Origin of the sequence: Glaciibacter superstes DSM 21135, assembly GCF_000421145.1 — a bacterium.
GTDB lineage: Bacteria > Actinomycetota > Actinomycetes > Actinomycetales > Microbacteriaceae > Cryobacterium > Cryobacterium superstes.
On the sequence record NZ_ATWH01000015.1, the window covers coordinates 46,610 to 70,446 of the forward strand.

The 23,837-nt window shown below is 65.1% G+C and carries 28 protein-coding genes; 20 read left to right on the plus strand and 8 right to left on the minus strand.

Annotated features, from left to right (window positions below; genetic code table 11):
- Positions 1-13: 13 nt before the first annotated feature.
- Genes K323_RS0119550 through K323_RS0119565 form a run of 4 tightly spaced genes read left to right on the plus strand, consistent with a single transcriptional unit; the run spans position 14 to position 2,761 of the window.
- Complete coding sequence (locus tag K323_RS0119550) at positions 14-775, plus strand: CoA transferase subunit A (protein WP_026851879.1); 762 nt, start codon at positions 14-16, stop codon at positions 773-775.
- Between the two features lie 2 nt (positions 776-777).
- Positions 778-1,428, plus strand: coding sequence for a CoA transferase subunit B (locus K323_RS0119555; RefSeq protein ID WP_022886956.1), 651 nt, complete (start codon positions 778-780; stop codon positions 1,426-1,428).
- Positions 1,425-1,958, plus strand: coding sequence for a MaoC family dehydratase (locus tag K323_RS0119560; protein WP_022886957.1), 534 nt, complete (start codon positions 1,425-1,427; stop codon positions 1,956-1,958). Before K323_RS0119555 ends, K323_RS0119560 begins: the two co-directional genes overlap by 4 nt.
- Positions 1,955-2,761, plus strand: a complete 807-nt coding sequence (locus K323_RS0119565; RefSeq protein ID WP_022886958.1) for an HpcH/HpaI aldolase/citrate lyase family protein — start codon at positions 1,955-1,957, stop codon at positions 2,759-2,761. The genes K323_RS0119560 and K323_RS0119565 overlap by 4 nt, the downstream gene beginning before the upstream one ends.
- Positions 2,762-2,890: 129 nt before the next feature.
- On the opposite strand, the gene K323_RS0119570 is transcribed toward K323_RS0119565, so the two are convergent.
- Positions 2,891-3,391: a glutathione peroxidase gene (locus K323_RS0119570; RefSeq protein ID WP_022886959.1), complete on the minus strand. Its 501-nt coding sequence runs from the start codon at positions 3,389-3,391 to the stop codon at positions 2,891-2,893.
- 168 nt (positions 3,392-3,559) lie between these two features.
- On the opposite strand from K323_RS0119570, the gene K323_RS0119575 reads away from it, so the two are divergent.
- Positions 3,560-4,567, plus strand: a complete 1,008-nt coding sequence (locus K323_RS0119575) for an aldo/keto reductase (protein WP_022886960.1) — start codon at positions 3,560-3,562, stop codon at positions 4,565-4,567.
- A 12-nt stretch (positions 4,568-4,579) separates the two neighbouring features.
- Here K323_RS0119575 and K323_RS0119580 read toward each other — a convergent pair whose 3' ends face one another.
- A complete protein-coding gene (locus K323_RS0119580) occupies positions 4,580-5,170 on the minus strand; it encodes a TetR/AcrR family transcriptional regulator (RefSeq protein WP_022886961.1) in 591 nt (196 codons plus the stop codon).
- 300 nt (positions 5,171-5,470) lie between these two features.
- Here K323_RS0119580 and K323_RS0119585 point away from each other — a divergent pair, with 300 nt between their 5' ends.
- Positions 5,471-6,826, plus strand: coding sequence for a M16 family metallopeptidase (locus K323_RS0119585; RefSeq protein WP_022886962.1), 1,356 nt, complete (start codon positions 5,471-5,473; stop codon positions 6,824-6,826).
- A gap of 47 nt (positions 6,827-6,873) precedes the next feature.
- Positions 6,874-7,476 (plus strand): histidine phosphatase family protein, encoded by a 603-nt coding sequence (locus tag K323_RS0119590; RefSeq protein ID WP_022886963.1) that lies wholly within the window; start codon positions 6,874-6,876, stop codon positions 7,474-7,476.
- A gap of 19 nt (positions 7,477-7,495) precedes the next feature.
- Here the strand turns inward: K323_RS0119590 and K323_RS0119595 are convergent, their stop codons facing one another.
- Positions 7,496-8,095: a GNAT family N-acetyltransferase gene (locus K323_RS0119595; protein WP_022886964.1), complete on the minus strand. Its 600-nt coding sequence runs from the start codon at positions 8,093-8,095 to the stop codon at positions 7,496-7,498.
- 56 nt (positions 8,096-8,151) lie between these two features.
- Here K323_RS0119595 and dapB point away from each other — a divergent pair, with 56 nt between their 5' ends.
- Together dapB and K323_RS0119605 are read left to right on the plus strand one after the other, a co-directional pair.
- A complete protein-coding gene (gene dapB, locus K323_RS27435) occupies positions 8,152-8,919 on the plus strand; it encodes a 4-hydroxy-tetrahydrodipicolinate reductase (RefSeq protein ID WP_022886965.1) in 768 nt (255 codons plus the stop codon).
- Entirely contained in the window at positions 8,916-9,356 is a 441-nt protein-coding gene (locus K323_RS0119605; protein WP_022886966.1) for a hypothetical protein, read from the plus strand. Before dapB ends, K323_RS0119605 begins: the two co-directional genes overlap by 4 nt.
- Here K323_RS0119605 and K323_RS0119610 read toward each other — a convergent pair.
- The 4 genes from K323_RS0119610 to K323_RS27445 form a co-directional block, all read right to left on the minus strand.
- Entirely contained in the window at positions 9,353-10,246 is an 894-nt protein-coding gene (locus tag K323_RS0119610) for a TIGR01777 family oxidoreductase (RefSeq protein WP_022886967.1), read from the minus strand. The genes K323_RS0119605 and K323_RS0119610 overlap by 4 nt on opposite strands.
- A gap of 16 nt (positions 10,247-10,262) precedes the next feature.
- A complete protein-coding gene (locus K323_RS0119615) occupies positions 10,263-10,688 on the minus strand; it encodes an OsmC family peroxiredoxin (protein WP_022886968.1) in 426 nt (141 codons plus the stop codon).
- A 90-nt stretch (positions 10,689-10,778) separates the two neighbouring features.
- Positions 10,779-11,270 (minus strand): DUF4395 domain-containing protein, encoded by a 492-nt coding sequence (locus K323_RS27440; protein WP_022886969.1) that lies wholly within the window; start codon positions 11,268-11,270, stop codon positions 10,779-10,781.
- Positions 11,251-11,730 carry a TlpA family protein disulfide reductase gene (locus K323_RS27445; protein WP_022886970.1) on the minus strand — a complete coding sequence of 160 codons (480 nt, stop codon included), beginning with the start codon at positions 11,728-11,730 and terminating at the stop codon, positions 11,251-11,253. The genes K323_RS27440 and K323_RS27445 overlap by 20 nt, the downstream gene beginning before the upstream one ends.
- 220 nt (positions 11,731-11,950) lie before the next feature.
- Here K323_RS27445 and K323_RS0119630 point away from each other — a divergent pair, with 220 nt between their 5' ends.
- Together K323_RS0119630 and thyX are read left to right on the plus strand one after the other, a co-directional pair.
- Positions 11,951-12,397, plus strand: a complete 447-nt coding sequence (locus K323_RS0119630) for a hypothetical protein (protein WP_022886971.1) — start codon at positions 11,951-11,953, stop codon at positions 12,395-12,397.
- Positions 12,398-12,465: 68 nt separating this feature from the next.
- Positions 12,466-13,203 (plus strand): FAD-dependent thymidylate synthase, encoded by a 738-nt coding sequence (thyX, locus tag K323_RS0119635; protein WP_022886972.1) that lies wholly within the window; start codon positions 12,466-12,468, stop codon positions 13,201-13,203.
- A gap of 17 nt (positions 13,204-13,220) precedes the next feature.
- On the opposite strand, the gene K323_RS0119640 is transcribed toward thyX, so the two are convergent.
- On the minus strand, positions 13,221-13,724 hold the full coding sequence (locus K323_RS0119640) for a universal stress protein (RefSeq protein ID WP_022886973.1): 504 nt from the start codon (positions 13,722-13,724) through the stop codon (positions 13,221-13,223).
- Between the two features lie 134 nt (positions 13,725-13,858).
- On the opposite strand from K323_RS0119640, the gene K323_RS27450 reads away from it, so the two are divergent.
- From K323_RS27450 to K323_RS0119690, 9 genes are all read left to right on the plus strand, one after another.
- A complete protein-coding gene (locus K323_RS27450) occupies positions 13,859-14,938 on the plus strand; it encodes a formylglycine-generating enzyme family protein (RefSeq protein ID WP_022886974.1) in 1,080 nt (359 codons plus the stop codon).
- Complete coding sequence (locus K323_RS0119650; protein ID WP_022886975.1) at positions 14,935-15,294, plus strand: YidH family protein; 360 nt, start codon at positions 14,935-14,937, stop codon at positions 15,292-15,294. The genes K323_RS27450 and K323_RS0119650 overlap by 4 nt, the downstream gene beginning before the upstream one ends.
- An 11-nt stretch (positions 15,295-15,305) precedes the next feature.
- Positions 15,306-15,665, plus strand: a complete 360-nt coding sequence (locus tag K323_RS27455) for a DUF202 domain-containing protein (protein ID WP_022886976.1) — start codon at positions 15,306-15,308, stop codon at positions 15,663-15,665.
- Positions 15,666-15,836: 171 nt separating this feature from the next.
- The gene (locus tag K323_RS27460) at positions 15,837-17,126 is read left to right on the plus strand and encodes a serine hydrolase domain-containing protein (protein WP_169515697.1); all 1,290 of its coding nucleotides are present in this window, start codon (positions 15,837-15,839) and stop codon (positions 17,124-17,126) included.
- 8 nt (positions 17,127-17,134) lie between these two features.
- Complete coding sequence (locus K323_RS27465; protein WP_022886978.1) at positions 17,135-18,469, plus strand: serine hydrolase domain-containing protein; 1,335 nt, start codon at positions 17,135-17,137, stop codon at positions 18,467-18,469.
- 90 nt (positions 18,470-18,559) lie between these two features.
- Positions 18,560-19,417: an EI24 domain-containing protein gene (locus K323_RS0119670; protein ID WP_245571032.1), complete on the plus strand. Its 858-nt coding sequence runs from the start codon at positions 18,560-18,562 to the stop codon at positions 19,415-19,417.
- 169 nt (positions 19,418-19,586) lie between these two features.
- Positions 19,587-21,014: an FAD-binding oxidoreductase gene (locus K323_RS0119680; RefSeq protein WP_022886981.1), complete on the plus strand. Its 1,428-nt coding sequence runs from the start codon at positions 19,587-19,589 to the stop codon at positions 21,012-21,014.
- 80 nt (positions 21,015-21,094) lie between these two features.
- Positions 21,095-22,072, plus strand: a complete 978-nt coding sequence (dapA, locus tag K323_RS0119685; protein WP_022886982.1) for a 4-hydroxy-tetrahydrodipicolinate synthase — start codon at positions 21,095-21,097, stop codon at positions 22,070-22,072.
- A 40-nt stretch (positions 22,073-22,112) separates the two neighbouring features.
- Positions 22,113-23,789, plus strand: a complete 1,677-nt coding sequence (locus K323_RS0119690; RefSeq protein ID WP_022886983.1) for a ribonuclease J — start codon at positions 22,113-22,115, stop codon at positions 23,787-23,789.
- Positions 23,790-23,837 lie beyond the last annotated feature (48 nt).

The window sequence follows — 23,837 nt, forward strand, 5'->3', positions numbered from 1 at the left end:
ACGGGAGAACGGCATGATCGACAAAGTTGTCAGCAGTGCGGCAGAGGCGGTCGCTGATATCCCGGACGGGGCATCCCTCGCCGTCGGCGGCTTCGGCCTGTGCGGGATTCCCGCAACGCTCATCCAGGCGCTACACGATGCTGGCATCGGCGACCTCGAGACCATCAGCAACAACTGCGGCGTCGACGACTGGGGGCTGGGGATACTGCTGGCCGACCACCGCATCCGTCGCACGGTCAGTTCCTATGTCGGCGAGAATGCGGAGTTCGCCCGTCAGTTCCTTTCCGGTGAGCTCGAGGTCGAGCTCACACCGCAAGGCACGCTGGCCGAACGGATGCGCGCGGGCGGAGCCGGGATCCCTGCCTTCTACACCCCCGCGGGGGTGGGAACCCAGATCTCCGAAGGGGGCCTTCCGCAACGCTACGACGGTGCCGGGGGAATCGAGAAGGCGTCAGAGCCGCGCGAGGTGCGCGACTTCGACGGTAACGACTACGTGCTCGAGCGTTCGGTGAGGCCCGATTTCGCACTGGTTCACGCGCAGAAGGGCGACCGCTACGGCAACCTGGTCTTCCACGCCGCCGCAATGAACTTCAACCCGCTCGCCGCAGCCTGCGGTCGCATCACCATTGCCGAAGTCGAAGAACTCGTCGAACCCGGAGAACTCGATCCGGCTGATGTGCACACGCCGGGGATCTTCGTGCAGCGGGTCGTCGTCGTCGGCGACTCGGAGAAGCGCATCGAGCGGCGCACAGTCAGCGACAGGCAGGGAGCATAACCATGGCACTCACACGCACTGAACTCGCCGCCCGCGTGGCGCAGGAACTGGAGAACGGACAATACGTGAACCTCGGCATCGGAATGCCGACGCTGATCCCGAACTACATCCCTGATGACATCGAGGTGGTCCTGCATTCCGAAAATGGAATACTCGGCGTCGGGCCGTACCCGACCGAGGAGAATCTCGATCCAGACCTGATCAACGCCGGCAAGGAGACCGTCACCGTCAACCAGGGCGCGGCCTACTTCGACTCAGCCACCTCCTTCGGAATGGTGCGCGGCGGACACGTCGACGTCGCCGTGCTCGGGGCGATGGAGGTCGCGGCCAACGGTGATCTGGCGAACTGGATGATCCCCGGCAAGATGGTCAAGGGCATGGGCGGTGCGATGGACCTCGTCTTCGGGGCCAAGCGACTGATCATCATGATGGAGCACGTCGACAGGAACGGGAACCCCAAGGTCGTCTCAGAATGCAGCCTCCCCCTGACCGGGCGCGGCTGCGTCGACCTGATCGTGACGGACTTCGCCGTGATCGAGGTGACGGATGCCGGACTGGTTCTGCGGGAGGTCGCACCGGGCGTGAGCGTCGAAGAGGTCGTTGCCGCCACCGGGGCCCCGCTCACCGTGGCAGACGACGTGGTGCACGCATGACCGCACTCCCTGACGATTCCACGCCACCTGCCGATTCCACGCCACCGGGCAGGACCGTGCTGCAGCGCGGCCTCTACTTCGAGGAATTCGAACCGGGCACCACCTACCTGCACCGCCCTGGGCGCACCGTCACCGAGGCAGACAACGTGCTGTTCACCACGCTCACCATGAACACGCAGAGCCTGCACCTCGACGCAGCCTGGTCTGCTGGACAACCATTCGGGCAGCGCCTGGTGAACTCGATGTTCACCCTGTCGACGCTCGTCGGGGCATCCGTCGCCCAGCTCACCCAGGGCACCATCGTGGCCAATCTCGGGTTCACGGAGGTGTCGTTCCCGCACCCGCTCTATCACGGCGACACCCTCTACTCTGAGACGCTCGTGACCGAGAAGCGGCTATCGGAGTCGCGGCCCGGCCAGGGCATCGTCACCCTCGCGCACACCGGCCGCAATCAGGATGGTGTGATTGTGGCGAGGGCCGCCCGATCGACGCTGGTGTGGTGCCAGAGCGCGCACGAGGGCAAGTCGTGACCTTCGCGATGGGCCCGGCCCTCCTCTTCTGCCCCGCCGATCGGCCGGAGCGTTACGCGAAGGCCGCTGAACGCGCCGACGCGGTGATCATCGACCTCGAAGACGCCGTTTCGCCGCCGGCCCGCGACGGTGCCAGGGAGGCACTGGTCGCCAGCCGACTCGATCCGGCGCGCACCATCGTGCGGGTCAACGCCGCCGATACCGATGACTTCGGGCTCGACCTGGCCGCGCTGCGGCAGACGTCATATCGCACCGTCATGCTGCCGAAGATCGAGGGTGCGGAGCAGGCATCGGCCCTCGACGGCTTCGGCGTCATCGGTCTCTGCGAGAGCGCGGCGGGGGTGCTCGCCGCGCCGTTGATCGCGGCCGCGCCGAACGTGGTCGCTCTGATGTGGGGAGCAGAAGACCTGGTCGCGTCGCTCGGCGGTAGTTCCAGCAGGTTCCCAGACGGCCGGTATCGGGAGGTTGCCCGGCACGCGAGGTCGTCGGTGCTCCTGGCCGCGGGCGCCGCAGGGAAGGCGGCGATTGACAGCGTGTTCCTCGACATCGGCGATTCTGCAGCTCTGGCAGAGGAAGCCCAGGACGCGGTGGCGAGTGGCTTCGCGGCCACCGCCTGCATCCACCCCAGCCAGGTGGCGGTCATCCGTGACGCGTATCGCCCGGCAGACGACGAGGTCGCTCACGCTGAGGCGCTCCTGGCTGCCGCTGCCACCGAGCGCGGCGTCTTCCAGTATCGGGGGCGCATGGTCGACGGCCCGGTGTTGCGCCACGCCGAAGCTGTTCTCCGCCGCGCTGCCCGCTGACCCACGCGTCGCCGTTTCGCACGCACACACCTCCCACGCGCCATTCGCGCGCGGATGCGCCATGCGTGCGTGGTGCATGCGCGCGTAAGTGGCGCGTCGTCGGGTCTCAGCCCGAGGACCGGGTTGGGCTCAGGCCGTGCGCGCCGTGGCGAGGGCGCGCTCGACGGCGCTCGCGATCTCTTCAGAGCCCGGTTCGACTTTCGACGCGAATCGCTCGACGACATTCCCGCCGGCGCCCACCAGGAACTTCTCGAAATTCCACTTCACCAGCCCTGGCAGCACGCCGTGCTTGAACTTCGTCAACTCGGCGTAGAGCGGATGCTGGTGCTTTCCCCGCACGTCGACCTTCGCGGTCAGAGGGAAGGTCACGCCGAAGTTCACCTGGCAGAAGGACTCGATCTCGTTGTCCGTGCCCGGTTCCTGGTTCATGAACTGGTTGCACGGGAGACCGAGTACAACAAAACCGTCGTCCTGATATTTTTCGAACAGCGCCTGCAACCCGGCGTACTGGGGAGTGAAGCCGCATTTTGATGCCACATTCACCACCAGAACTGTTTTTCCACGGAACTCGCCGAAGGTGGTCTCCGTCCCGTCGATCATGGTGAGTGGAATGTCATAGAGGTCGGTCATAGTACGAATCTATGCCCGCGCCCTACATGCGCGCTGCGAACGACGGATCTGTCTTCGAATCCCCGATCGGTGCGGCGTTTCGGATGCATTTTGGCGTCGCTTCGGCGGTTCGCCGCCGAGTTTCGGTGGTCGGGCATATCCTCTGGAGAACGGAGGAGGGAGGACCACGTGGAACCCCTGGTTGCTCCCGGTCCGGCGCCCGTCGCCGTGCAGAACACCGCGCCGGCACCCGAACTGCTGTCGCCGCGTGAGTCCAGCGCACGCCGACTGATACCCGACACCGATCTGCGTGTGCATCCACTGGCCTTGGGTGGGAGCGTCTTCGGCTGGACGGCAGACGGCGATACCAGCACACGCATTCTCGACCGACACCGTGAACTCGGCGGCAACTTCATCGATACTGCAGACAGTTACGCGGCCGGTCGCAGCGAAACGATCATCGGCGGCTGGCTGCACTCCCGTCACGCACGAGCCGACGTCGTCATCGCCACCAAGATCGGCCGCAACCTTGACAATCCAGGGCTCAGCCCGCGCAGCATCATCGGGGCGGTGCAGGCGTCGCTCCAACGGCTGCAGACCGACTACATCGACCTGTTGTACTTTCATCTCGACGACGCGGCAGTTCCGCTCGAGGAGAGCCTGGGCGCCGTCGACGTTCTCCTGCGCAGCGGCCAAGTGCGCTACCTCGCCGCCTCGAACTTCACGGCGGAGCGCCTGATGGAGGCACGGGTACTCGCCGCCAATGGACTACCGCGCTTTGTCGCGCTGCAGAGCCATTACAACCTGGTGAGAAGAGCGGAGTTCGAATCGTCCCTTGCGCTCGTCACGCAGGCGCAAGGACTCGCGATGATGCCCTACTTCGCCCTCGCGCACGGGTTCCTCGGCGGCAAGTACCGGTCGAAGTCCGACACATCGGCGACGGCACGAGGTGCCAGAGCCGCGATCTATCTGAATCGCAAGGCGCTGCGAGTATTGCGTGCCGTCGAGCGAGTCGCATCCGATCACCGGGTCGTACCGGCCACCATCGCCCTCGCCTGGCTATTGGCCCGCAGCACCGTTGTGGCTCCGGTGACCGGCGCAAGCAGCCCGGAACAGGTCGAAGCGCTGGTGGCTGCCGCCGGCATCCGTCTCTCTCGGGCTGAACTGATTGAACTCGACCGCGTCTCGCTGGTGTGAGGTTCGTTTCTCTCAGTGTGTTGCTTCGTCGAGAATGCGCTGCAGTGCGCGCAGGAGGGCAGCGTGGGCGGCGACGGGATCTCCGAGGTGGGCGCTGCCGAACGCACCGTCGCGCGCGAGAAAGAAGTCGTCTGCGGCGTCGCCTGGGTGGGGATGGCCGAGCCCGCGGAAGAGGCCCTCAACCGAAGCGACATACCAGTCGCGGTGTTCAGTCACGGCGGTGCGAACCGGATGCGCCGGGTCCGTGAACTGGGCGGCGGCGTTGATGAAGGGGCAGCCATGGAAGTCGGACGACATGATCTCGTGTGAGATGCCTCCGATCAACGCCCGCAGGCGCTGCTCAGGGGTGTCATGGTCCACGTTCAATGCCGAGAGATAGTCGCGCGCGCGCCTGTCTCGACGCTGCAGGTAGGCGACGATCAGAGCGTCCTTCGACCGGTAGTACTTGTAGAAGGTCGCTTTGGTGACGTGCGACTCTCCGATGATCCGGTCGACGCCGACGGTGTGCACGCCTTCGTTGTAGAACAACTCGTTGGCCGTGTCGAGGATGCGCACTTTTGCGTGAGTTGTTGGCCGGATAGTCGAATCCTTCAGCTCGACCATCCGGCCAACTCCTTTGTGGGACCCAGGTCCCGGTGCAGAGGGTGCTAGGGACACCCTGTTTTGTGACTCCCAGAGAGTCGGGACTCTCAGAATGTGACTTCTTCCGGGTTCGGGCCGGATGGGGAATTAGTGACTCTGTGACGCACGGATGCGTCGGTGAGCCGAACACCGGAATCGATGTTTTGGGGGTGGGCATCGATTCCAACATCCAGACTGTAGCACAGAAATAGACAGACCAGTCTGTTGTCCTCATGTCGGATGCGACTCGGCACGAGGGCGTGTCGTAAGGTTGTGGGTGACATGGACGGCGCAGTTGAGTTTCCCCTGGACCTGGCCGAACTGTCTTTCCGGGCAGCGGGCGATGCGTTGGTCAGGCGGAGCGTGCTCCCGAGTGGGGTGAGAATCCTGAGCGAGCACGTACCCGGTTCGCGGAGCCTGACCATCGGCTATTGGGTCGCGGTCGGTTCGCGCGACGAACTGCCGGGGCACTTCGGCTCCACCCACTTTCTCGAACACCTGCTGTTCAAGGGAACCCCGACGCGGTCGGCACTCGACATTGCGATTGCGTTCGATTCCGTCGGCGGCGAGCACAACGCCATGACGGCCAAGGAGTACACCTGCTATTACGCCAAGGTGCAGGACCGCGACCTGGCCATGGCCGTTGACGTGCTCACCGACATGGTGACCTCTTCGCTGCTCGACCCTGACGAATTCGAGACCGAGCGGGGTGTCATTCTCGAAGAGCTGGCGATGGCGGACGACGACCCGGCAGACGTTGCAAACGAACGCTTCTTTGAAGCCGTGCTTGGCGAGCATCCGCTCGGCCGCGCCATCGGTGGCAGCCCTGAAGCGATTCGCAGTGCGTCGCGCGCAGCTGTGTGGGAGCACTTCCAGGCAAACTACCGGCCGCAAGACCTCGTGATCACCGTCGCCGGCGCTGTTGACCATGACGTCCTGGTTGCGCAGGTCACCCGCTCCCTCGCGCAGGCAGGCTGGGACCCGGAGACGCTCGCGACCCCGGTCGAGCGGCGTACCGGCGGGGCGGCCCAGATCACCCAGGGAGAGGCGCTCAGCATCGCCCTGCGCCCGCTCGAACAGGTCAACATGCTGATCGGCATGCCCGGCTTGGTGGCAACAGATGATCGCAGGGTCACCGCGAGCGTGCTCAACTCGATCTTCGGTGGCGGCATGTCATCGCGCCTGTTCCAGGAAGTGCGCGAGAAACGCGGCCTCGCCTATTCTGTCTATTCCTTTGCGCCCGGCTATTCCGATGCGGGACTCTTCGGCATGTACGCCGGCTGCACACCGGCGAAGGCCGGCCAGGTCGCCGAGTTGATGCTCTCGGAGTTGCACCGACTCGCTCGGCACGGAGTCACTCCAGAGGAGATGCGGAGGGCGTCCGGACAGCTCTCCGGGGCATCCGCCCTTGCGCTTGAAGACTCAGACACCCGGATGTCGCGCCTCGGCCGTTCAGAGATCACGCTGGGGGAATTCGTCGACCTCGACGAATCCCTGCGACGGCTTGCCCTGGTCACGCCAGACGACGTGCAGGCGCTTGCCGCCGACTACCTCACCGGGCCGATTTCGGTCTCGGCCGTCGGGGCGCTGCCGGCCGACGCATTCTCGGGCATTCTCCCGAGTGGCGTTCGACCGTAGCCGCACCTTCGCCCCAGCCCCTCCGCATCACACCGAAAGGGACAACGATGCCCCATTATATTTACCTCGTGCGTCACGGCGAGCAGCAGGATGCTGAACACGGCATGCCAGACGGCCCGCTCTCCGGACGCGGCAAACGGCAGGCGCAGCTGCTAGCAGAGCGACTCGGCGGAGTTCCGTTCACCGGAGCCTGGCATTCGCCGTTGCAGCGTGCGGCGGAGACGGCGGCCATCATCGCCGACCGGCTGCCCGCGCTCACACCGGAGCCTTCTCCGCTGCTGTTCGACTGTGTTCCCTCCGGCAAGGCGCCAGAGACCCCGTCAGCCTACGACCCGTTCTTCGGTTCGGTGACGGAGGCGGAGATTGAGGCCGGCAGTGCCCAGATGGCGGATGCGACGGCCGAATTTCTGCAGTCTCGCCGCGGTGAGCGCCATGACCTGTTGATCACGCACAACTTTGTGATCGCCTGGTTCGTGCGCGAAGCTCTCGGTGCTCCCGACTGGCGCTGGGTGAGTATCAACCAGGCGAACTGTGGGCTCACTGTGCTGCAGCAGAAGCCAGGTCGACCGTGGACGCTGCTCACCCACAACGACCTCGGGCACCTCCCGGTCGAGTTGCGCACCGGGCTTCCGGAGCAACTGCTCGTTTAGCGTTGTGCTGCGGCGCTTTTCAGTTCAGCCGTTTGCGATACCAGTTCGTCGCATTCGGGTTGTCGTTGAACGGTTCGACGTTCTCGTAGCCGGCCCGCTGGTAAAGGGCCCCCGCCGCTTCAAGGCTGGCGTTGGTATCGAGCACCACCTCGTCTGCACCGAACTCTGCGGCGCGGCGCTCGAGCTCGGCAAGCAGCAGGCGTCCCCATCGTCGTCCGCGCGTCTGGGCCTGGAGGAACAGGTGCTTGACCTCAAACCGAACACCAGACGAAGAATCCTCGATCCGCCGGATGCCGCCGCAGCCGACGAATGTGCTGCCGTCTGCGTCAGATCGTCCATCCGTCGACTCGCCGCTTTCGGCCGCGCTTCTGTGTGAGGCGCTGCTGTGTGAGGCCCTGCTGTGTGAGGCGCTGCTTCGCGATGCGCTCACCAGCAAGAAGACACCGAGTGGCGGCAGAAACTGCTCTGGCGAGGGAAATGTGGTGCGGTAGGCCCCCTGCACGCTGGGAAACGAGGTCTCGCGATCGCTGAAATACTGCGTCAGCAGGGTGAGCGCACCGGCATCCGTCACCGACACGGTCGTGAACTCGGGAAGGATGTCGGGCACGGTCTCTGGCATGCCTCCAGACTACGACCCGTGCCGAGCGTGACGCAGGCGATTGATAGATTGGCAGCATGACTACACGCGTGGCCGTCGTCGGCGCAACAGGCAAGATGGGGCGCCTCATTTCGCGGCTGGTCGAAGAGGCCGATGGCTACGAACTTGTTGCGTCGCTCGATTCCTCGAGCGAGCTCAGCGAGATGCTGGGGGCGGATGTCGCGGTCGACGTGACCATGCCGGGCGTCACGGAGCGCGTGGTTGAATTTGCCGTCGAAAACGGCATCCGGGTTCTGGTGGGTACATCTGGGTGGTCGCAGGACCGCATCGATGCCCTGGCCAGGCAGGTCGACGGGAGGGACAACACCGGGGTTGTCATCATCCCCAACTTCTCGGTGGGATCGGTGCTCGGCAGTGCCTTTGCCGCGCTGGCTTCGAAATTCTTCGATTCCATCGAGATCGTTGAGACGCATCACGCCAGCAAGGTGGATTCGCCGTCTGGAACCGCCGTGCGCACCGCTGAACTCATCGGAGCGGCCAGGGGCGAACGCGGCCCGGTGGCGGCGCCGCACACCGACCAGCGCGCACGTGGACAGCAGGTTTCTAGTATCCCGGTGCACAGCCTGCGGCTCGAGGGGGTGTCTGCGCGGCAGGACGTGCACCTCGGCGGGGCGGGGGAGACGCTCACGATCACGCACACCACGATCTCCGCGGACGCCTATGAACGCGGCATCCTGCTGGCGCTCGACGCGGCCAGAACGGTGACCGGTGTGACCGTCGGACTCGACCAGCTCATCGACCTCGGCCTTGATCGCGGTCTCGCCGGCTCGGCTGGCGCCGAATGAAGGGTCGCACCGCCGTTGTCGTGATGGCCGTGCTGCTCTTGCTGTACCTGGTGCTGGTCGGCTGGCGTGCGGTGTTGTTCGTGCAGAGCGGTGAGCCGGTCGGGATCGTTATCGGGGTGGCGTTGCTGGTGCTCCCGCTGATCGGCGTGTGGGCGCTGGTTCGCGAGATTCTGTTCGGAATCCGCTCTGAGCGACTGGTGCGCCTGCTTGAGGCGGAGGGGGCGCTGCCGGTAGAGGAACTGCCGGTGCGGGCGAGCGGTCGGCCGCTTCGCGATGCAGCAGACGCGGATTTTCCGAAGTACAAGTCCGAGGTGGATGCCGCGCCAGACGACTGGCGCGCCTGGTTCAGGCTGGGCCTGGCCTACGACGCATCCGGTGACCGTCGCCGCGCCCGCGGTGCGATCCGCCGCGCCATCGACCTGGAGCGCGCCGCCTAGCCGTCGGAGTGGAGCATGGCATCGATCGCCTCGCGTGCGGTCCGATGCGTGAACTCGAACCCGTCGGTCTGCAGCGCGGCCGAGCTCACTCTCTGGTCTGACAACAGAAGATCTCGCGCGGCATCCTGCAGAGCCAGCGTGAGCACGACCTTCGGAACCGGCAGCCAGAACGGCCTGTGCAGCGCATCCGCGAGGTCCTTCATCACCTCGGCGGCGGTCGCCGGCGTCGGTCCGACGAGGTTGACCGGACCGGACAGCGTCGATTCCAGCAGGTGCATGATCGCCGCAGCCTCATCGTGCAGGCCGATCCACGGCCAATGCTGAGCGCCGGCGCCAAGCGGTCCGGCCAAGCCGAGCTGCGTGATCGGCAGAAGCGGCGCAAGGGCGCCGGTGCGGGCGAGCACGAGTCCGGTTCTGAAGCTCACAACACGCGTCACATCGGCGGCGCGCGTGGCCTCACGCTCCCAGGTTCGCACCAGCGTGGCGAGGAATCCGGTGCCGGACGGTGAGCCCTCCGTGAGCTCCGCTCCCGGGCGGTCGCCGTAGAAGCCGACGGCGGACGCATTGAGCAAAACCGCCGGCGGCGTCGCGGCGCGACCGATGGCATCCGTCAGCGTGCGGGTCGCGTGCACCCGTGAGCGCAGGATCGTGCGCCGGTAGCCAGGGGTCCACGGCAGCCGCGCCAGCGATGCCCCGGAGAGGTTCACCACGGCATCGACGCTGTCGATCACCGCCAATTCGATGCCGAGGGTCGACGGATCCCAGCGGAATTCGTCGCTTGTCACCGCCGGTCGGCGCACCAGCCGCAGCGGAGTATGGCCCGCCGCAGCGAGCTGGCGGCGCAGCTCCGTGCCGATCAGTCCGGAAGCGCCGGCAATCAGAACGCGCATCGGGGGCCGGGCAGTCTCAGGCGAGCTCGGCCTCGAGGGTGATCGGGATGCCGGCCAGCGCCTTCGAGATCGGGCAGTTCAGTTTCGCGTCATTCGCAAAAGCGAGGAACTCCTCCTCCGTGATTCCCGGCACGTTCGCACTGACAAGCAGGTGACTGCCGACAACACCGGTGCCGGCGGCGAACGTGACCGCCGCGGTGGTCTGGATACTCTCCGGCTTGTGCCCGCCTTCACTGAGCGCGAGAGAGAGCGACATCGAGTAGCAGGTGGCGTGTGCGGCGCCGAGAAGTTCTTCCGGGTTTGTCACGCCGGAGTCGCCCTCCGTGCGGGCTTTCCAGTTGACGCTGAACTCCGCTGACTTCGACGAGTCGAGCGTTGTGGTGCCGCTTCCGGTGGCGAGATCGCCGTTCCAAACGGTGGTTGCTTCGCTGGTCAGTGCCATGATGAGCCCTCCTGAGTTGAGGGTTCAAGCCTAGCTAGCGCTCCTGTTTTGGCTAGGGGTGGTCACTGGGAAGGTGCAGGGAGCCCACGATCACGCGGCGATGGTGCGACCCCGGCCGAGAACACGGGCGCGCACCAGCAGCAGGTACAACTGGCAGCCGAGGCAGTAGCCGAACACCGAGTTGAGGAACGCGGCCAGGAACGCAGCGGTGGCCGCGATCACGACGGCAACCGGAAGCCCCACGAGCCCCAGCACAACACCGACGAACGTCACGAAGAGGCCCACACCCTGCGCGAACGTGGGCGGGGCGGCATCCTCGAGTTCTGTGGGCGGTGCAAGTCGTGGGCGAACCAGCCGTGCAAAGAGCCAGCCGTACGGGTGCCTCCGCACCCCAGCGAACGCGCCCCAGGCGAACAGGGCGGCAATGGCCGCGAGCAGTACAAGCGCGGCGACGGATGCCCCCGTCAGCCCGAGGAACACATCGACCAGGAGCAGAACGGCTGTGATCCCCGCCCCAAAGCGTGGTCCGCGCGGATCGATGCCGGCGGCATCCGGTCGCCGGTCAACCGGAGATGTTGACATGGTGACTCCTCATGAGTTCGTCGAGGTGGCTGGCAAGGTGCTCCCGGTTCGGTACGCCGCTCACGCGTGCCTGGATTCTTCCGGTGCCATCGAGGATGAGCGTGGTGGGCGTCTGCAGGATGTTGAATCGGTTAGCGACGTCTGAGCGGCGGGTCAGATCGATGTCGAGGTGCACGACACCATCGCGTGAGGTCGCGATCGTCTGGAGCAGGCGATGGGTTCCTGGACAGCGTGCACACAGCTCCGTCGAGAACTGCAGGAGTGTTGCGTGGCTGCCGAATGGCTCGGTGGTCGAGACGTCAGCCGGCGAGATCACCCACGCCGTCGAAGCACCGGGTGCGCCGGTCGCCGGTTGCCCAACGAGGGACACGCGGCCCTGACGGGCGCGCCACGCCAGGCCGGCGCCGGTTGCGACGGCAACGAGCGCGAGCACCAGACCGAGCGCTACGAGTGGTTCCATACCGGTGACGCTACGCGTGCGGTCGAGGAAACAGTCCACTATGACGACTCGTTACGCCGCGACACACTGGTCGTCCGTGACCCGGCATCCGTTTCATCCGCGCGTGGTGATCCCGGGTCAACGGTCAATCTGCTGCCGACAGTGGGCAGCTCTCCCCATCGAATCTGCGCACCGAACCGGGTTACGTTGGCCGTCAACACAGGATGAGGATGAAGTCACAATGAGGAAACAGATTGCCGCGGCGGTGGTGGTGCTGGTGGCTGTATTGCTTACCGGTTGCTCGGTCGCAGGCGGCTCAGCGGATGAGTCCCCAACGCAGAACCCCGGGTCGTCGGCGCCCGATTCGACGTACACCATCGAGAGTTTCCAGGACGGAAGGTACGAGGGCACAGACCCGGAGGGGTACTCCTGGACGATCACCCCACAGGCCGGCAACATATTCGGGGTTACTGTCACACGCGACGGACTACCGCCCAAATTGTCGAGCGGCACCATGAAGGTTGTTGGCAGCGACCTGGTCTTCACTATGGCGTTCTCCGGGGACGATCAGCTGGTCGATTACGTGATCACGGCGACGGATGCCGCGCCAGGCGAGCCGCTCTCTGCCACGGTTGCGAAGAACGGGGCGGACGCCGGTGCGATGACGCTGACTCCGACCGCGTCCTGAGCGTCGGCTACGGCACTCGACTTCCAACGCCAACTGCGCATACCGGCAGTACCCGCTAACGTGAACCCGTGGCTGAGATCGAATTCCGTTCCGATGTGACCGTTGAGCTGGTGCGTTCCAGCGCCCACGACTCCGATGTGCTCTTTGCCGCGCGGGTGTCGACCCAGGGCGAGCAATCGCTGGAGGGGAGCAGGCTCGACGGGACAGACACCGACGTCGACGTGAAACGCGACCGCGGCCTGATCAACTACCTCATGCGCGACCGCCACGGCAGCCCGTTCGAGCACAACTCGATGACCTTCTACGTGCAGGCGCCGATCTTCGTGTTCCGCGAGTTCATGCGTCACCGCATCGCGTCGTACAACGAGGAGTCCGGCCGCTACCGGGAGTTGCGACCGGTGTTCTACGTTCCAGCATCCGACCGCAACCTGCTGCAGGTCGGCAAGCCGGGCGCCTACGACTTCCTGCCGGGCACGGCGGAGCAGACCGCGCTTGTCGAGCAGCAGACCCGCGACGTGTCACGACAGGCTTATACGGCGTACCAACGGATGCTGGAGGCTGGCGTCGCTCGCGAGGTTGCGCGAATCGTGCTTCCGCTGAACATCTACTCCTCGATGTACGTGACGATGAACGCCAGGGCACTGATGAACTTTCTCAGCCTGCGCACCCGCCGTGACGGAACCCACTTTCCGTCGTTCCCGCAGCGCGAGATCGAGATGTGCGCTGAACAGATGGAGAAGCACTTCGCCGAGCTGATGCCCCTCACCTATGGTGCGTTCAACAAGAACGGGCGTGTGGCGCCGTAACGGCCTATTCCCGATAGCTACCCAGCGGTCTCCATGACCGGCTCGCCGGACTCGTGGGCGCGATGGTGAACGACAAGAACCGGGCAATGGGCGTGGCCGACGCACGCCGTGCTGACCGAGCCGACCATCAGCCCGACGAAGCCACCGTGCCCGCGGGAGCCGACGACGAGCATTTCGGCCGTTTCGCTCTCTTTGAGGAGCACTCGCGCCGGCGTGCCGCGATGGGCTGCCGTGCTGAACCAGTTCGGCACCAGGTCTCCGAACACCTTCTGGGAGGCGTCGGTCAGGATCTGCACCGCATCGCTCTCCGGTGACCATCCGGGTTCGGGGTAATAGACGTCGTACATCGAGGTCGGATAGTCCCACGCGGTGACGGCGACCAGTGAGTGTTCGAGTGCCTTCGCGAGTTGAATGGCGTGTCTGAATGCGTCGAGGGACGCCTCGGAGCCGTCGACCCCGACAACGATCCTGGGTGCCGTGCTCCCGGTGACCTCGGTGGGGGTGTTCACTGTCTCGCTCATAATCGCGCCTTCCTCTTACCCTCAGCATGACCACGTTTGCTTTGCTTCGCCAGTGGCCGCTCGGGGTTTCTGAGTCAGGTTCGACGCGAGCGGAGCTGACAGGAAGCTGGAGCACGCCGAGGTAGCCTGAAGTCATGACGAACGCCGGGCCAACAGCGACCCCGACCAAGCGACACGACGGGATGATCGTCGTGCCGGGCGGTGAGTTCGCGATGGGTTCGCAGGACTTCTATCCGGAAGAGTCGCCGATCCACCGCGTGAAAGTCGACACCTTCGCGCTCGCGGCGCGCGCTGTGACGAATCGCCAGTTTGCTGAATTCGTCGAAGCAACCGGATACCTCACGATCGCAGAACAACCGCTTGACGCAGCGATCTTCCCGGAGTTGGCGCCGGAAGAACTCCTTCCCGGAAGTTTGGTCTTCCAGCCAACAGACGGGCCGGTCGACCTCGGCAACTGGCGAGCCTGGTGGAGCTGGGTCCCAGGCGCGAGCTGGCGGCATCCGTTCGGCCCTGATTCGGAAATCGCCGACAAGCAGGATCACCCGGTGGTTCAGGTGAGCTACACGGATGCTGCCGCCTACGCCGCGTGGGCAGGAAAACGGCTGCCGACAGAGACGGAATGGGAGTACGCGGCCAGGGGTGGCCAGGATGGTCAGACCTACGCCTGGGGCGAAGACGTCCGCCCGGAGGGTCGACTGATGGCCAACACCTGGCAAGGGTCGTTCCCGTATCGCAATAGCGGGGCCGAAGGCTGGAGGGGAACGTCGCCGGTCGGCACGTTCCCGGCGAACGGATTTGGGCTGTTCGACATGATCGGCAATGTCTGGGAGTGGACGTCGTCGAGATTCCTCGGCGACCACAGTGCCGCTCGCGCCTCAGCGGGAAATCTCCTTGCAGAGACGACCTCGTCTCCCGAGCCTGTCCAGCCGGGATCGGGCGGATGTGGTGATGGATGCACCTGCGGACCATCGTCGTCGAATGAGGCTCGCCGGCCGGAATCGTCCGTGCCGGCGCCCGATCCTGAGGTACGTCGCGTGACCAAGGGCGGCTCCCACCTCTGCGCGCCGGAGTACTGCCTGCGCTACCGGCCAGCCGCCCGGTCTCCGCAAACCGAGGATTCAGCGACCACCCACATCGGATTCCGTTGTGCCGTCGATGTCGATCCCACCGGTGACGCTGATAGCGATGGCGGCAGCGACGGTGTCATCGCGTGACAGACCGACGATTCCCGCAGGCCGTCTATCGGCATGGCGAGGAACCAGACCCTCGTTTCACGCTGGCCAACGAACGCACCTTCCTTGCCTGGATCCGCACGTCTCTCGCCCTGATCGCGGCCGGCGTCGCCCTCGAGGCTCTCGAACTGCCGATCCAGAGTGATCTGCGCATGATCTCGGCCGGCATCTTCATCGTGCTGGGAATCGCTGCGCCCCTGCACGCCTGGGTCAGCTGGATGCGCACAGAACGGCGGATGCGGCAGCACCTGCCGCTGCCCGCTCCGGCACTCTCCGGCATTCTGGCGGCGGGAGTCGTCATCGCCGGTCTGCTCATCGCCGCCGGCCTGTTGTTGTGAGCGGTGGCCCGGTGAGTGAGGACTTTGCCGACGACCGGCCGTTCGATGTCGGGCTGCAGGCGGAGCGCACGCTCCTGGCCTGGCAGCGTACTGTGTTGTCCCTGGCCGTCGGGTGTGCGATCGCCATCCGCCTGACCGTGCCGACGATGGGCATCGGTGGCGCACTGGTGGGAATGGCCGGCCTCGGCCTCGCCGTGACCGCGTACGTCGGCATCGCTCGGAGACACCGGACAACTCATCTCGCTCTTCGGAGCCACGCCACGCTCCGCGGTGTCAGTGCATGGCCGCTGGCCGCCGTCGCCGTCTCCACGGTGGTGCTCGGCATCCTCGCCGCCCTGTTCATCTTCGGTGTTCTTCAGCCGGGCCGCTAGAGCCGATCATGCCCCCACCACTGGGGGCGCGACCGTGGGGGCCGGCCTCTGTTGCCACCGCCTTTCCCTCCCCACTGGTCAGTAGGCTCGCTCTTGCAGACAGCACACCCGGATCATCATCATGCTGGAAGTCATGGCCGCCCTGTTCCGGAGCAGGCGGGAGAGGTGATGATGATTCGAACCCGTTGGCCGGTTACCGCTCGGCGCCGAGTTGGCGGCTGCGCCGGCTCCCTGATCGCGATTGCCCTGCTGGTCTCCGGTTGCGCCGCTGGACCGGCCGCTGACGCGTCCCGCACAGCGTCTGCAACGAAAGAGTTGCAGTCGCTCACCCAGGCGCACCTCGCTTCGACGCTTGCGGCATCCGTCACGGAGAACCTGGTGCCGGGGGCGATCGCCGTGGTGACCACGCCAGACGGCACAGTATCGGCCAGCTACGGCACAACCACACTCGGTGAGACCCGGGCACCCCAGGCGTCTGACGTCTTCCGGATCGGCTCGGTCACCAAGACGATGGTCGCCGCGGTGATCCTGCAGCTGGTCAGGGAGGAGAAGCTGGCCCTGTCCGACCCGATTGCTCGCTTGGTTGCTGGCGTGCCGAACGGGCAGAACATCACTATTGCAGCCCTGTTGCAGATGCGAAGCGGCCTGCAGAACTACCTGGACACCGACGGGTTCGCCACGGTTTTCGACCACGACATGACGACGGTGTGGACGCCGCAGCAACTGGTGGACTTCGGCTTCGGCTACCCGGCCGTTTCTGCACCGGACACCGTGTTCGACTATTCGAACACGAACACGACGCTGCTCGGGCTGGTGGCCGAGAAGTTGGACGGCAAGCCGCTGGCAGATATCCTCCACGACCGCCTGTTCGACCCACTCGGCATGACCGACACCGAGCTTCCCAGCGCGACCACCACCGCCCTGCCGAGCCCGCTCATACAGGGCTACCAATACGGGATCTTTCCGATCAATCACCGCCCCCTTCTGCCTGACGAGGAGCAGGCAGCCGCCGCGGCCGGCACCCTGCAACCCAATGTCGTGACGGTGCAGAGTCCGTCGTGGTCCTGGGCGGCCGGCGGTGTGGTCTCGACCGTGAACGATCTGATGACGTGGGCGAAGGCGATGGGCGGACGCGAACTACTGGGGGACACCCTGCACGCGCTCTGGCTGGATGACGTCAAGCCCATGGACCCGGCGAATCCGGACAACGGCCCGCAGTATGGGCTGGGCATCGAACAGTCCCGGTTCGGGCCGAACCGGCTGTACTTCCACGAGGGCCAGCTCCCGGGATTCAATACGTTTGTCGCCACAGACCCTGCGCACGATGTGAGGTTTGTCATCTGGACGAACCTCGGCGTCTCACCCGATGGGCAGGCCACCGCGAAGGCGGTCGCGAGCGCGGTGATCGACAAGCTCTATCGCACGAAGCTCGGCACACCAGTGATTTCCGCAACCCACTAAGGAGCGTCATGGACAGGGTTCGTCGTGGGCGGCAGGTGCTGCTGGGGCTAGCAGTGGCGGCCGTGCTCACGGCGAGTGGCTGCACGACCGGCCTGCCGGAGGCATCCGCTCCACCGTCTCCGGTGTCAGCCTCGCAGCCGGTGGCCGGGTCTGCTGCAGCGTGTGTGCCGAATGCCCAGGAGGTCGTTGCTGCCAAGAACACGCAGTCGACGAAGCCGATGTCGGCCGAGCAGGCTGCTGCATACGACAAGGCCGCGGCCGCCGTGTTCGCGCAGGTGCAGGCGGATGCTCCAGCCGTCATCGTCGGCGTGCGGAGCCCGCAGGGTACGTGGACGAAAGCGTATGGTGTCGCAGATCTCGCGTCCGGCGCAGCGGCAAGCGTTGACATGTATCAGCGCATCGCCTCTGTCACCAAGACATTTGTCGCCACTGCCGTGCTGCAATTGGCCGAGCAAGGGAACCTCTCACTCGATGACCCGATCGACGACTATGTGCCGAAGGTACCAAACGGTTCTCGCATCACGTTGCGTGAACTTTTCAGCATGACGAGCGGGCTGGCCGATTACCAGGATGAGCCGACTCTCCAAGCCGAGTGGTTGGCCGACCCGGAGGCGTCGTGGACGACCGATCAGCTCCTCGACGCGGCCTGGGAGCTTCCCACAAAGTTTCCGCCTGGCAGCGACATGTTCTATTCGAACACCAACTACATTCTGCTGGGCCTGGCGATCGAGCAGGTCACGGGGAAGACGCTCGCAGAGGTCATTGAGACCCAGCTTCTCGACCCACTGCACTTGAGTTCGACGACACTGCCGACCTCGTCTGCGTACCCGACACCGCATCTCAACGGATACTCGACCCTGCCGAATGCCCTGACCGGCACGGCCCCCGTCAACAAATGGGCGGACACCACAGAATGGAATCCGCAGTTGTTCGGGGCGGCCGGCGCGATGACCAGTACGGTGGATGACCTGCTCACCTGGGGTCGCGTGCTTGGGACCGGGCAAGGCGTGCTGTCGGCATCCACGCAGGTGCAGCGACTGGAGTCATTCGGTACCTCCAACATCAGTGCCGACGACTTCTACGGTGACGGCCTCACCTGCAAGGACGGCTGGCTCGGTCACGCCGGAACGTTCATGGGGTACAACACCAATCTCGTCTACCACCCCGGCATCGACACCACGATCGTCGTTGAGGCCACGGGCAATGACGGAAGCAGCACCCCGCCTCGCCTCGCCGTCACCCAGGAACTCACCTCCGCACTCGGCGCCGTCGCCGGGGAACCGCCCACGCCCATCGTCGTCTCGGCGGAATTTCAGGTGCAGGCCCCGGTGCCAGAACTCTGAGCGAACACCGGCGGCGGCCGCAACATCCGTTCATGTGAATCCCGGCGAGATCATCGCACCGATGTAGTCCGGCCTCGGTACGCTGATCGAGTGCAGGAGAACCAACGACTTCGGGATGCGGTGTTCGCTGCCGCGACGTCCGGCCCTGTGCGCAGGTTCTTCGCGGGAATCGGATTGCTCTTCCGTGGTCTTGGTATGTGGTTCACGTCACCGAAGATCATGTTCCTCGGGGCAATCCCTGCGCTGATCGTCGGCGCCATGTATACCGCCTTGATCGTCATTCTGCTGGTCAACATCGACGCCGTCATCGCCTGGGTGACGCCGTTCGCCGACGGCTGGGACGAACCGTGGCGCACGGCGACGCGCTTTGCGGCAGGGGCGGCCCTGCTCGGCCTTACGGTGTTGATCGTCGTGTACACCTTCGCCGCCATCACCCTGACCGTCGGTGACGTATTCTACGAGAAGATCTGGCGCGAAGTCGAGACCAGGCTCGGCACCGCGCCGACGGACTCCGAGCCGCCGTTCTGGACCTCCCTCCGGCGCGGGATCGGCAACGGTCTGCGCCTCCTGCTCAACACGGCCCTCATCGGTCTGTCCCTCTTTGCGCTCGGGTTCATTCCCATCGTCGGGCAAACCATCGTGCCGGTGCTCGGTGTGGCCTTCGGCGGTTGGTTTCTCGCCGTCGAGTTGACCGGCTACGCCTTCGACGCCAGGGGGCTCACCTTGCGAGACCGGCGACGGATGCTGGGCGTCCGCCGGTCCACCACCCTCGGATTCGGGATGGCCGTCTATGTTCTGTTCCTGATTCCCTTCGCAGCCATTTTTGTGATGCCCGCGGCGGTCGCCGGCGCAACCCTGCTCAGCCGGAGCGCACTCGCGCCAGGAGAGCCGGATGTTCCTCTGGGCAATCAAATCCGCTCTCGAGAAGGCGACGTCGGTACGCCGTAGAGCCGCCGTTCGTGGACCACAACGGCGATGCCCGAGTGCGTACGTGGTTCGAACCCTTGCCGCACAGCAACTCCGGTTCTACGATGGATGGCGTGGGCGCAGACATTTCCCCGTACCTGGTCCGCACAAACGAAATCGCATCGCTTGCGCGCACGGGAAGCCGCGCGCCGTGACCGGCCTGGCCACGAGCGGCAGTGGCCGAATCGACGCCGACGAGCACGCTGTGCGTGACCTCAAGCGGAGCCTCCGCGGCGAACTGGTTCGCCCCGACGACGCCGCGTACGACCAGTTGCGCCGCGTCTGGAATGGGTCGATCAACCGGTACCCAGGCCTGATCGCTCGCTGCGCCGGCCGCGATGACGTGCGCACGGCCGTGCAGTTCGCGCGCAAAAACGGTGCCTTGGTCGCTGTGCGCGGTGGAGGGCACAGCTTCCCGGGGTATTCCGTCTGCGACGACGGAATAGTGATTGACCTGTCGGCGATGAACGGCATCCGTGTCGACCCGGATGCCCGCACAGCGCGCGTGCAGGCCGGCGCACTGCTCGGCGAACTCGACCGGGCGACCCAGGAATACGGACTCGCCGTGCCGTCGGGGATCGTCACCCACACCGGCGTCGCCGGGCTCAGCCTCGGCGGCGGCATGGGTTGGCTGATGCGCAAATATGGGCTCGCCATCGACCAGCTGCTGTCGGTGGACATGATTACCGCGGAGGGCGAGTTCGTGAGAGCGAGCGCCACCGAGAACGCCGGCCTCTTCTGGGGCGTGCGTGGCGGCGGCGGCAACTTCGGAATCGTCACCGAGTTCGAGTTCCGGCTCAACTCGGTCGGCCCGATCGTCATGGCCGGACCGATCTTCTGGCCGACGACCGAGTCGCCGAAGCTCCTGCGGTTCTATCGTGAATGGTCGGCCGACGCCCCCGACGAGCTGATGACACTTGTGGTGCACCGCAGGGCGCCTGCGGTGCCGTACATACCGACCGAGCTGCACGGCCAACCGGTTGTCGCCATCGTCAGCTGCTACGCCGGTCTGGTCGACGAGGGCGAAAAGCTGCTGAAGCCACTGAAGGAGTTCGGCACCCCGATTCTCGATCTGTGTCAGCCCAAGCCGTTCGTCGATCATCAGGGCATGTTCGACCCGAGCTATCCTCACGGTTGGTGGTACTACGTGCGCTCGTGCGACGTCGCGGAGCTGAGCGATGAGGTCATCGACATCACCGTCGACTACGCCTCCAGGATCGTGTCCCCGCTCACGGCATTCCCGATCTGGCAGGGCGGCGGTGCGGCGGCACGGGTCTCCGAAGATGATGCCGCTTTCAGCGGGCGAACCAAGGGCCATACCTTCAACATCACCGGTGTCGCGCTGGACGAGTCCGGCTTCGACGCCGAGCGCGAGTGGGTGCGAGATTTCTGGAACGACCTGGCGCCCTTTCACACCAGTGTGTTCATGAACTTCCTGATGGACGAGGGTGAAGAGCGGGTGCGCCAGGCGTATGGCGAGGCGAAGTACAACCGGCTTCGAGAGCTGAAGCGCACCTGGGACCCGCACAATTTCTTTCGGCTGAACCAGAACATCCTGCCACTCCCCGCCCAGGAGTGAGCGCAGCGAGGGCGCAACCCAGCTCAGCCGGAGTGCAGTGGACGCTGCCAACCTCAACTCATACCGATAACCTGTAGAACGTGTCTACGTCTACGAATCCCTTTGGTCAGGTACTCGTTGCGCTGGTGACTCCGTTCACAGCCGACGGTGAGGTGGACTGGAAAGACGTCGAGAAGCATATCGACGACGTGATCACCGCCGGGGCAGACGGCATCGTCGTCACCGGAACGACGGGGGAGACCTCCACACTGACCGACCCGGAGAAGATTCGCCTGGTCGAAGTCGGCAAAGACGTCGCAGGCGGCCGCGCCAAGATCATCACCGGCGGCGGCTCCAACGAGACTGCCCACGCCATGCAACTCGCCAGGCAGAGCGAGAAGGCCGGCGCAGACGGCAACATGATCGTGACCCCGTATTACAACAAGCCGACCCAGGCCGGGGTGCTCACCCACTTCCGCATGATCGCCGATGCCACCGACCTTCCGGTCATCCTCTACGACATCCCGGGTCGCACGGGCATCCCCATCAATTACGAGACGATACTCCGCGCTGCCAAGCACCCCAACATCCTCGCCGTCAAAGACGCGAAGGGTGATCTGGCCCAGGCCAGCCGAGTGCTCAACCAGACCGACCTGATGTACTTCTCCGGCGACGATCCATACGTGCTGGCGCACCTGGCGATCGGGGCGACCGGCCTCATCGGCGTGACCGCGAACATCGCACCGACGCCGTATCGGCAGATGATCGACGCCGTCAACGCGGGCGACCTGAAGACGGCGACGGATGCGCACCAGCGGCTCGAACCGTTGGTGCGAGCCCTGATGACGCATGTCCCAGGCACCGTTGCCGTGAAGTACGTGCTGCACGGACTCGGGCGCATCACGAGCCCGCGAGTTCGCCTCCCACTGGTCGGCCCCGAGGAATGGGAAGCCGCCCAGATCGAAGACGAAATCGACTTGGTCACCGACATCCCCGGTGTCGACTTCTCCAACTTCCGGCCAGACCGCAACGCCGCCGCCGGCGGCGCCCTGCCCAAGGTCGCCGGCACCACACGCTGAACCAGCGCTGACAAGCGCATAATCGAATAGAGGAGGGCATATGCCCATCGACGTATACAACCCGCCCGCGCTGAAACCGGGCACACTCCGCATTACTCCGATCGGCGGAATCGGCGAGATCGGTCGCAACATGACCATCTTCGAGATCGACGGCAAGATTCTCATCGTCGACTGCGGCGTGCTGTTCCCCGAGGAGCACCAGCCGGGCGTCGACCTGATTCTGCCCGACTTCAGCCCGATCCGTGACCGTCTCGACGACGTCCTGGGCATTGTGCTCACGCACGGCCACGAAGACCACATCGGCGCGGTTCCGTACCTGCTCAAGCTGCGGGGAGACATCCCACTGATCGGCTCTGGGCTGACGCTCGCTTTCATCGAAGCCAAGCTCAAGGAACACCGCATCAAGCCGTACACGCTCGAGGTCAAAGAGGGCCAGGAAGAGATGATCGGCCCCTTCGAGCTCGAGTTCGTCGCGGTCAACCACTCCATCCCCGACGCCCTCGCCGTTGCGATCTTCACCGACGGCGGCTCCGTGCTGCACACCGGTGACTTCAAAATGGACCAGCTTCCACTCGACGACCGCCTCACCGACCTGCGCGACTTCGCCCGGCTCGGCGAAGAGGGCATCGACCTGTTCCTGGTCGACTCAACCAACGCCGACGTGCCCGGCTTCACGCCCACCGAACGCTCGATCGGGCCGGTTCTCGACGACGTCATCGCCCGGGCACCGCGCCGTGTCATTGTCGCCAGCTTCTCCAGCCACGTGCACCGCGTGCAGCAGGTGCTCGATGCTGCGCACGCCAACGGCCGCAGGGTGGCTCTGCTCGGGCGTTCGATGGTGCGCAACATGACCATCGCCGCCGAACTCGGGTACCTCAAGGTTCCCGAGAACGTACTGGTCGACTTCAAGAAGGCCAAGGACATTCCAGACGACAAGATCGTCTACATGTCGACCGGTTCGCAGGGTGAGCCGATGGCCGTGCTCAGTCGAATGGTGAACAAAGACCACCAGATCGAGGTCGGCGATGGCGATACCGTGATCCTGGCCTCCAGTCTGATTCCCGGCAACGAGAACGCGGTGTATCGCATCATCGACGGCCTGACGAAGCTCGGCGCCAACGTGGTGCACAAGGGCAACGCGAAGGTGCACGTCTCGGGGCACGCCGCGGCGGGGGAGTTGCTTTACGTGTTCAACATCCTGAAGCCGAAGAACGTGCTGCCTGTGCACGGCGAGTATCGCCATCTGGTGGCTCAGCAGAAGATTGCCATGTCAGCGGGCGTTCCGGAGGAGAACATCATTCTCGCCGAAGACGGTACCGTGATCGATCTTCTCGACGGAGTCGCGACGGTGGTCGGCCAGCTCGACCTCGGATTTGTGTATGTGGACGGTTCGACTGTCGGCTCGATCACGGATGCCGACCTCAAGGATCGCCGCATCCTCGCCGAAGAGGGCTTCATTTCCATCATCGTGGTGTTCGACTCATCGAGCGGCAAGATCATTGTCGGGCCGGAGATCCACGCGAAGGGTTTCGCGGAAGACGACTCGGTGTTCGACGCGGTGAAGCCGAAGATCGCGGCGGCGCTGCTCGAAGCCTCGAAGAACGGCGTGCGCGACACGCACGCACTGTCGCAGGTCATTCGTCGCGAGGTCGGTCGTTGGGTGAACGTGTCGTTCCGCCGTCGTCCGATGATCGTGCCGCTGGTCATCGAGGCGTAACCGCACTCGCCGGTGCGCCCCGAGCCACACTTCGCGGGCCCGGGCATC

Excerpts from the sequence above, each read along its gene's own strand:
- K323_RS0119640 (WP_022886973.1), bottom strand. The coding sequence starts at position 13,724 with ATGAGCGAGACAGTGAACACCCCCACCGAGGTCACCGGGAGCACGGCA.
- K323_RS27460 (WP_169515697.1), top strand. The coding sequence starts at position 15,837 with ATGATTCGAACCCGTTGGCCGGTTACCGCTCGGCGCCGAGTTGGCGGC.
- K323_RS0119580 (WP_022886961.1), bottom strand. The coding sequence starts at position 5,170 with ATGGTCGAGCTGAAGGATTCGACTATCCGGCCAACAACTCACGCAAAA.
- K323_RS27465 (WP_022886978.1), top strand. The coding sequence starts at position 17,135 with ATGGACAGGGTTCGTCGTGGGCGGCAGGTGCTGCTGGGGCTAGCAGTG.
- K323_RS0119690 (WP_022886983.1), top strand. The coding sequence starts at position 22,113 with ATGCCCATCGACGTATACAACCCGCCCGCGCTGAAACCGGGCACACTC.
- K323_RS27440 (WP_022886969.1), bottom strand. The coding sequence starts at position 11,270 with ATGTCAACATCTCCGGTTGACCGGCGACCGGATGCCGCCGGCATCGAT.
- K323_RS0119585 (WP_022886962.1), top strand. The coding sequence starts at position 5,471 with ATGGACGGCGCAGTTGAGTTTCCCCTGGACCTGGCCGAACTGTCTTTC.
- K323_RS0119615 (WP_022886968.1), bottom strand. The coding sequence starts at position 10,688 with ATGGCACTGACCAGCGAAGCAACCACCGTTTGGAACGGCGATCTCGCC.
- K323_RS0119630 (WP_022886971.1), top strand. The coding sequence starts at position 11,951 with ATGAGGAAACAGATTGCCGCGGCGGTGGTGGTGCTGGTGGCTGTATTG.
- K323_RS0119570 (WP_022886959.1), bottom strand. The coding sequence starts at position 3,391 with ATGACCGACCTCTATGACATTCCACTCACCATGATCGACGGGACGGAG.
- K323_RS0119590 (WP_022886963.1), top strand. The coding sequence starts at position 6,874 with ATGCCCCATTATATTTACCTCGTGCGTCACGGCGAGCAGCAGGATGCT.
- K323_RS0119610 (WP_022886967.1), bottom strand. The coding sequence starts at position 10,246 with ATGCGCGTTCTGATTGCCGGCGCTTCCGGACTGATCGGCACGGAGCTG.
- K323_RS0119550 (WP_026851879.1), top strand. The coding sequence starts at position 14 with ATGATCGACAAAGTTGTCAGCAGTGCGGCAGAGGCGGTCGCTGATATC.
- K323_RS0119595 (WP_022886964.1), bottom strand. The coding sequence starts at position 8,095 with ATGCCAGAGACCGTGCCCGACATCCTTCCCGAGTTCACGACCGTGTCG.
- K323_RS0119555 (WP_022886956.1), top strand. The coding sequence starts at position 778 with ATGGCACTCACACGCACTGAACTCGCCGCCCGCGTGGCGCAGGAACTG.
- K323_RS27445 (WP_022886970.1), bottom strand. The coding sequence starts at position 11,730 with ATGGAACCACTCGTAGCGCTCGGTCTGGTGCTCGCGCTCGTTGCCGTC.
- dapB (WP_022886965.1), top strand. The coding sequence starts at position 8,152 with ATGACTACACGCGTGGCCGTCGTCGGCGCAACAGGCAAGATGGGGCGC.
- K323_RS0119605 (WP_022886966.1), top strand. The coding sequence starts at position 8,916 with ATGAAGGGTCGCACCGCCGTTGTCGTGATGGCCGTGCTGCTCTTGCTG.
- K323_RS27450 (WP_022886974.1), top strand. The coding sequence starts at position 13,859 with ATGACGAACGCCGGGCCAACAGCGACCCCGACCAAGCGACACGACGGG.
- K323_RS0119560 (WP_022886957.1), top strand. The coding sequence starts at position 1,425 with ATGACCGCACTCCCTGACGATTCCACGCCACCTGCCGATTCCACGCCA.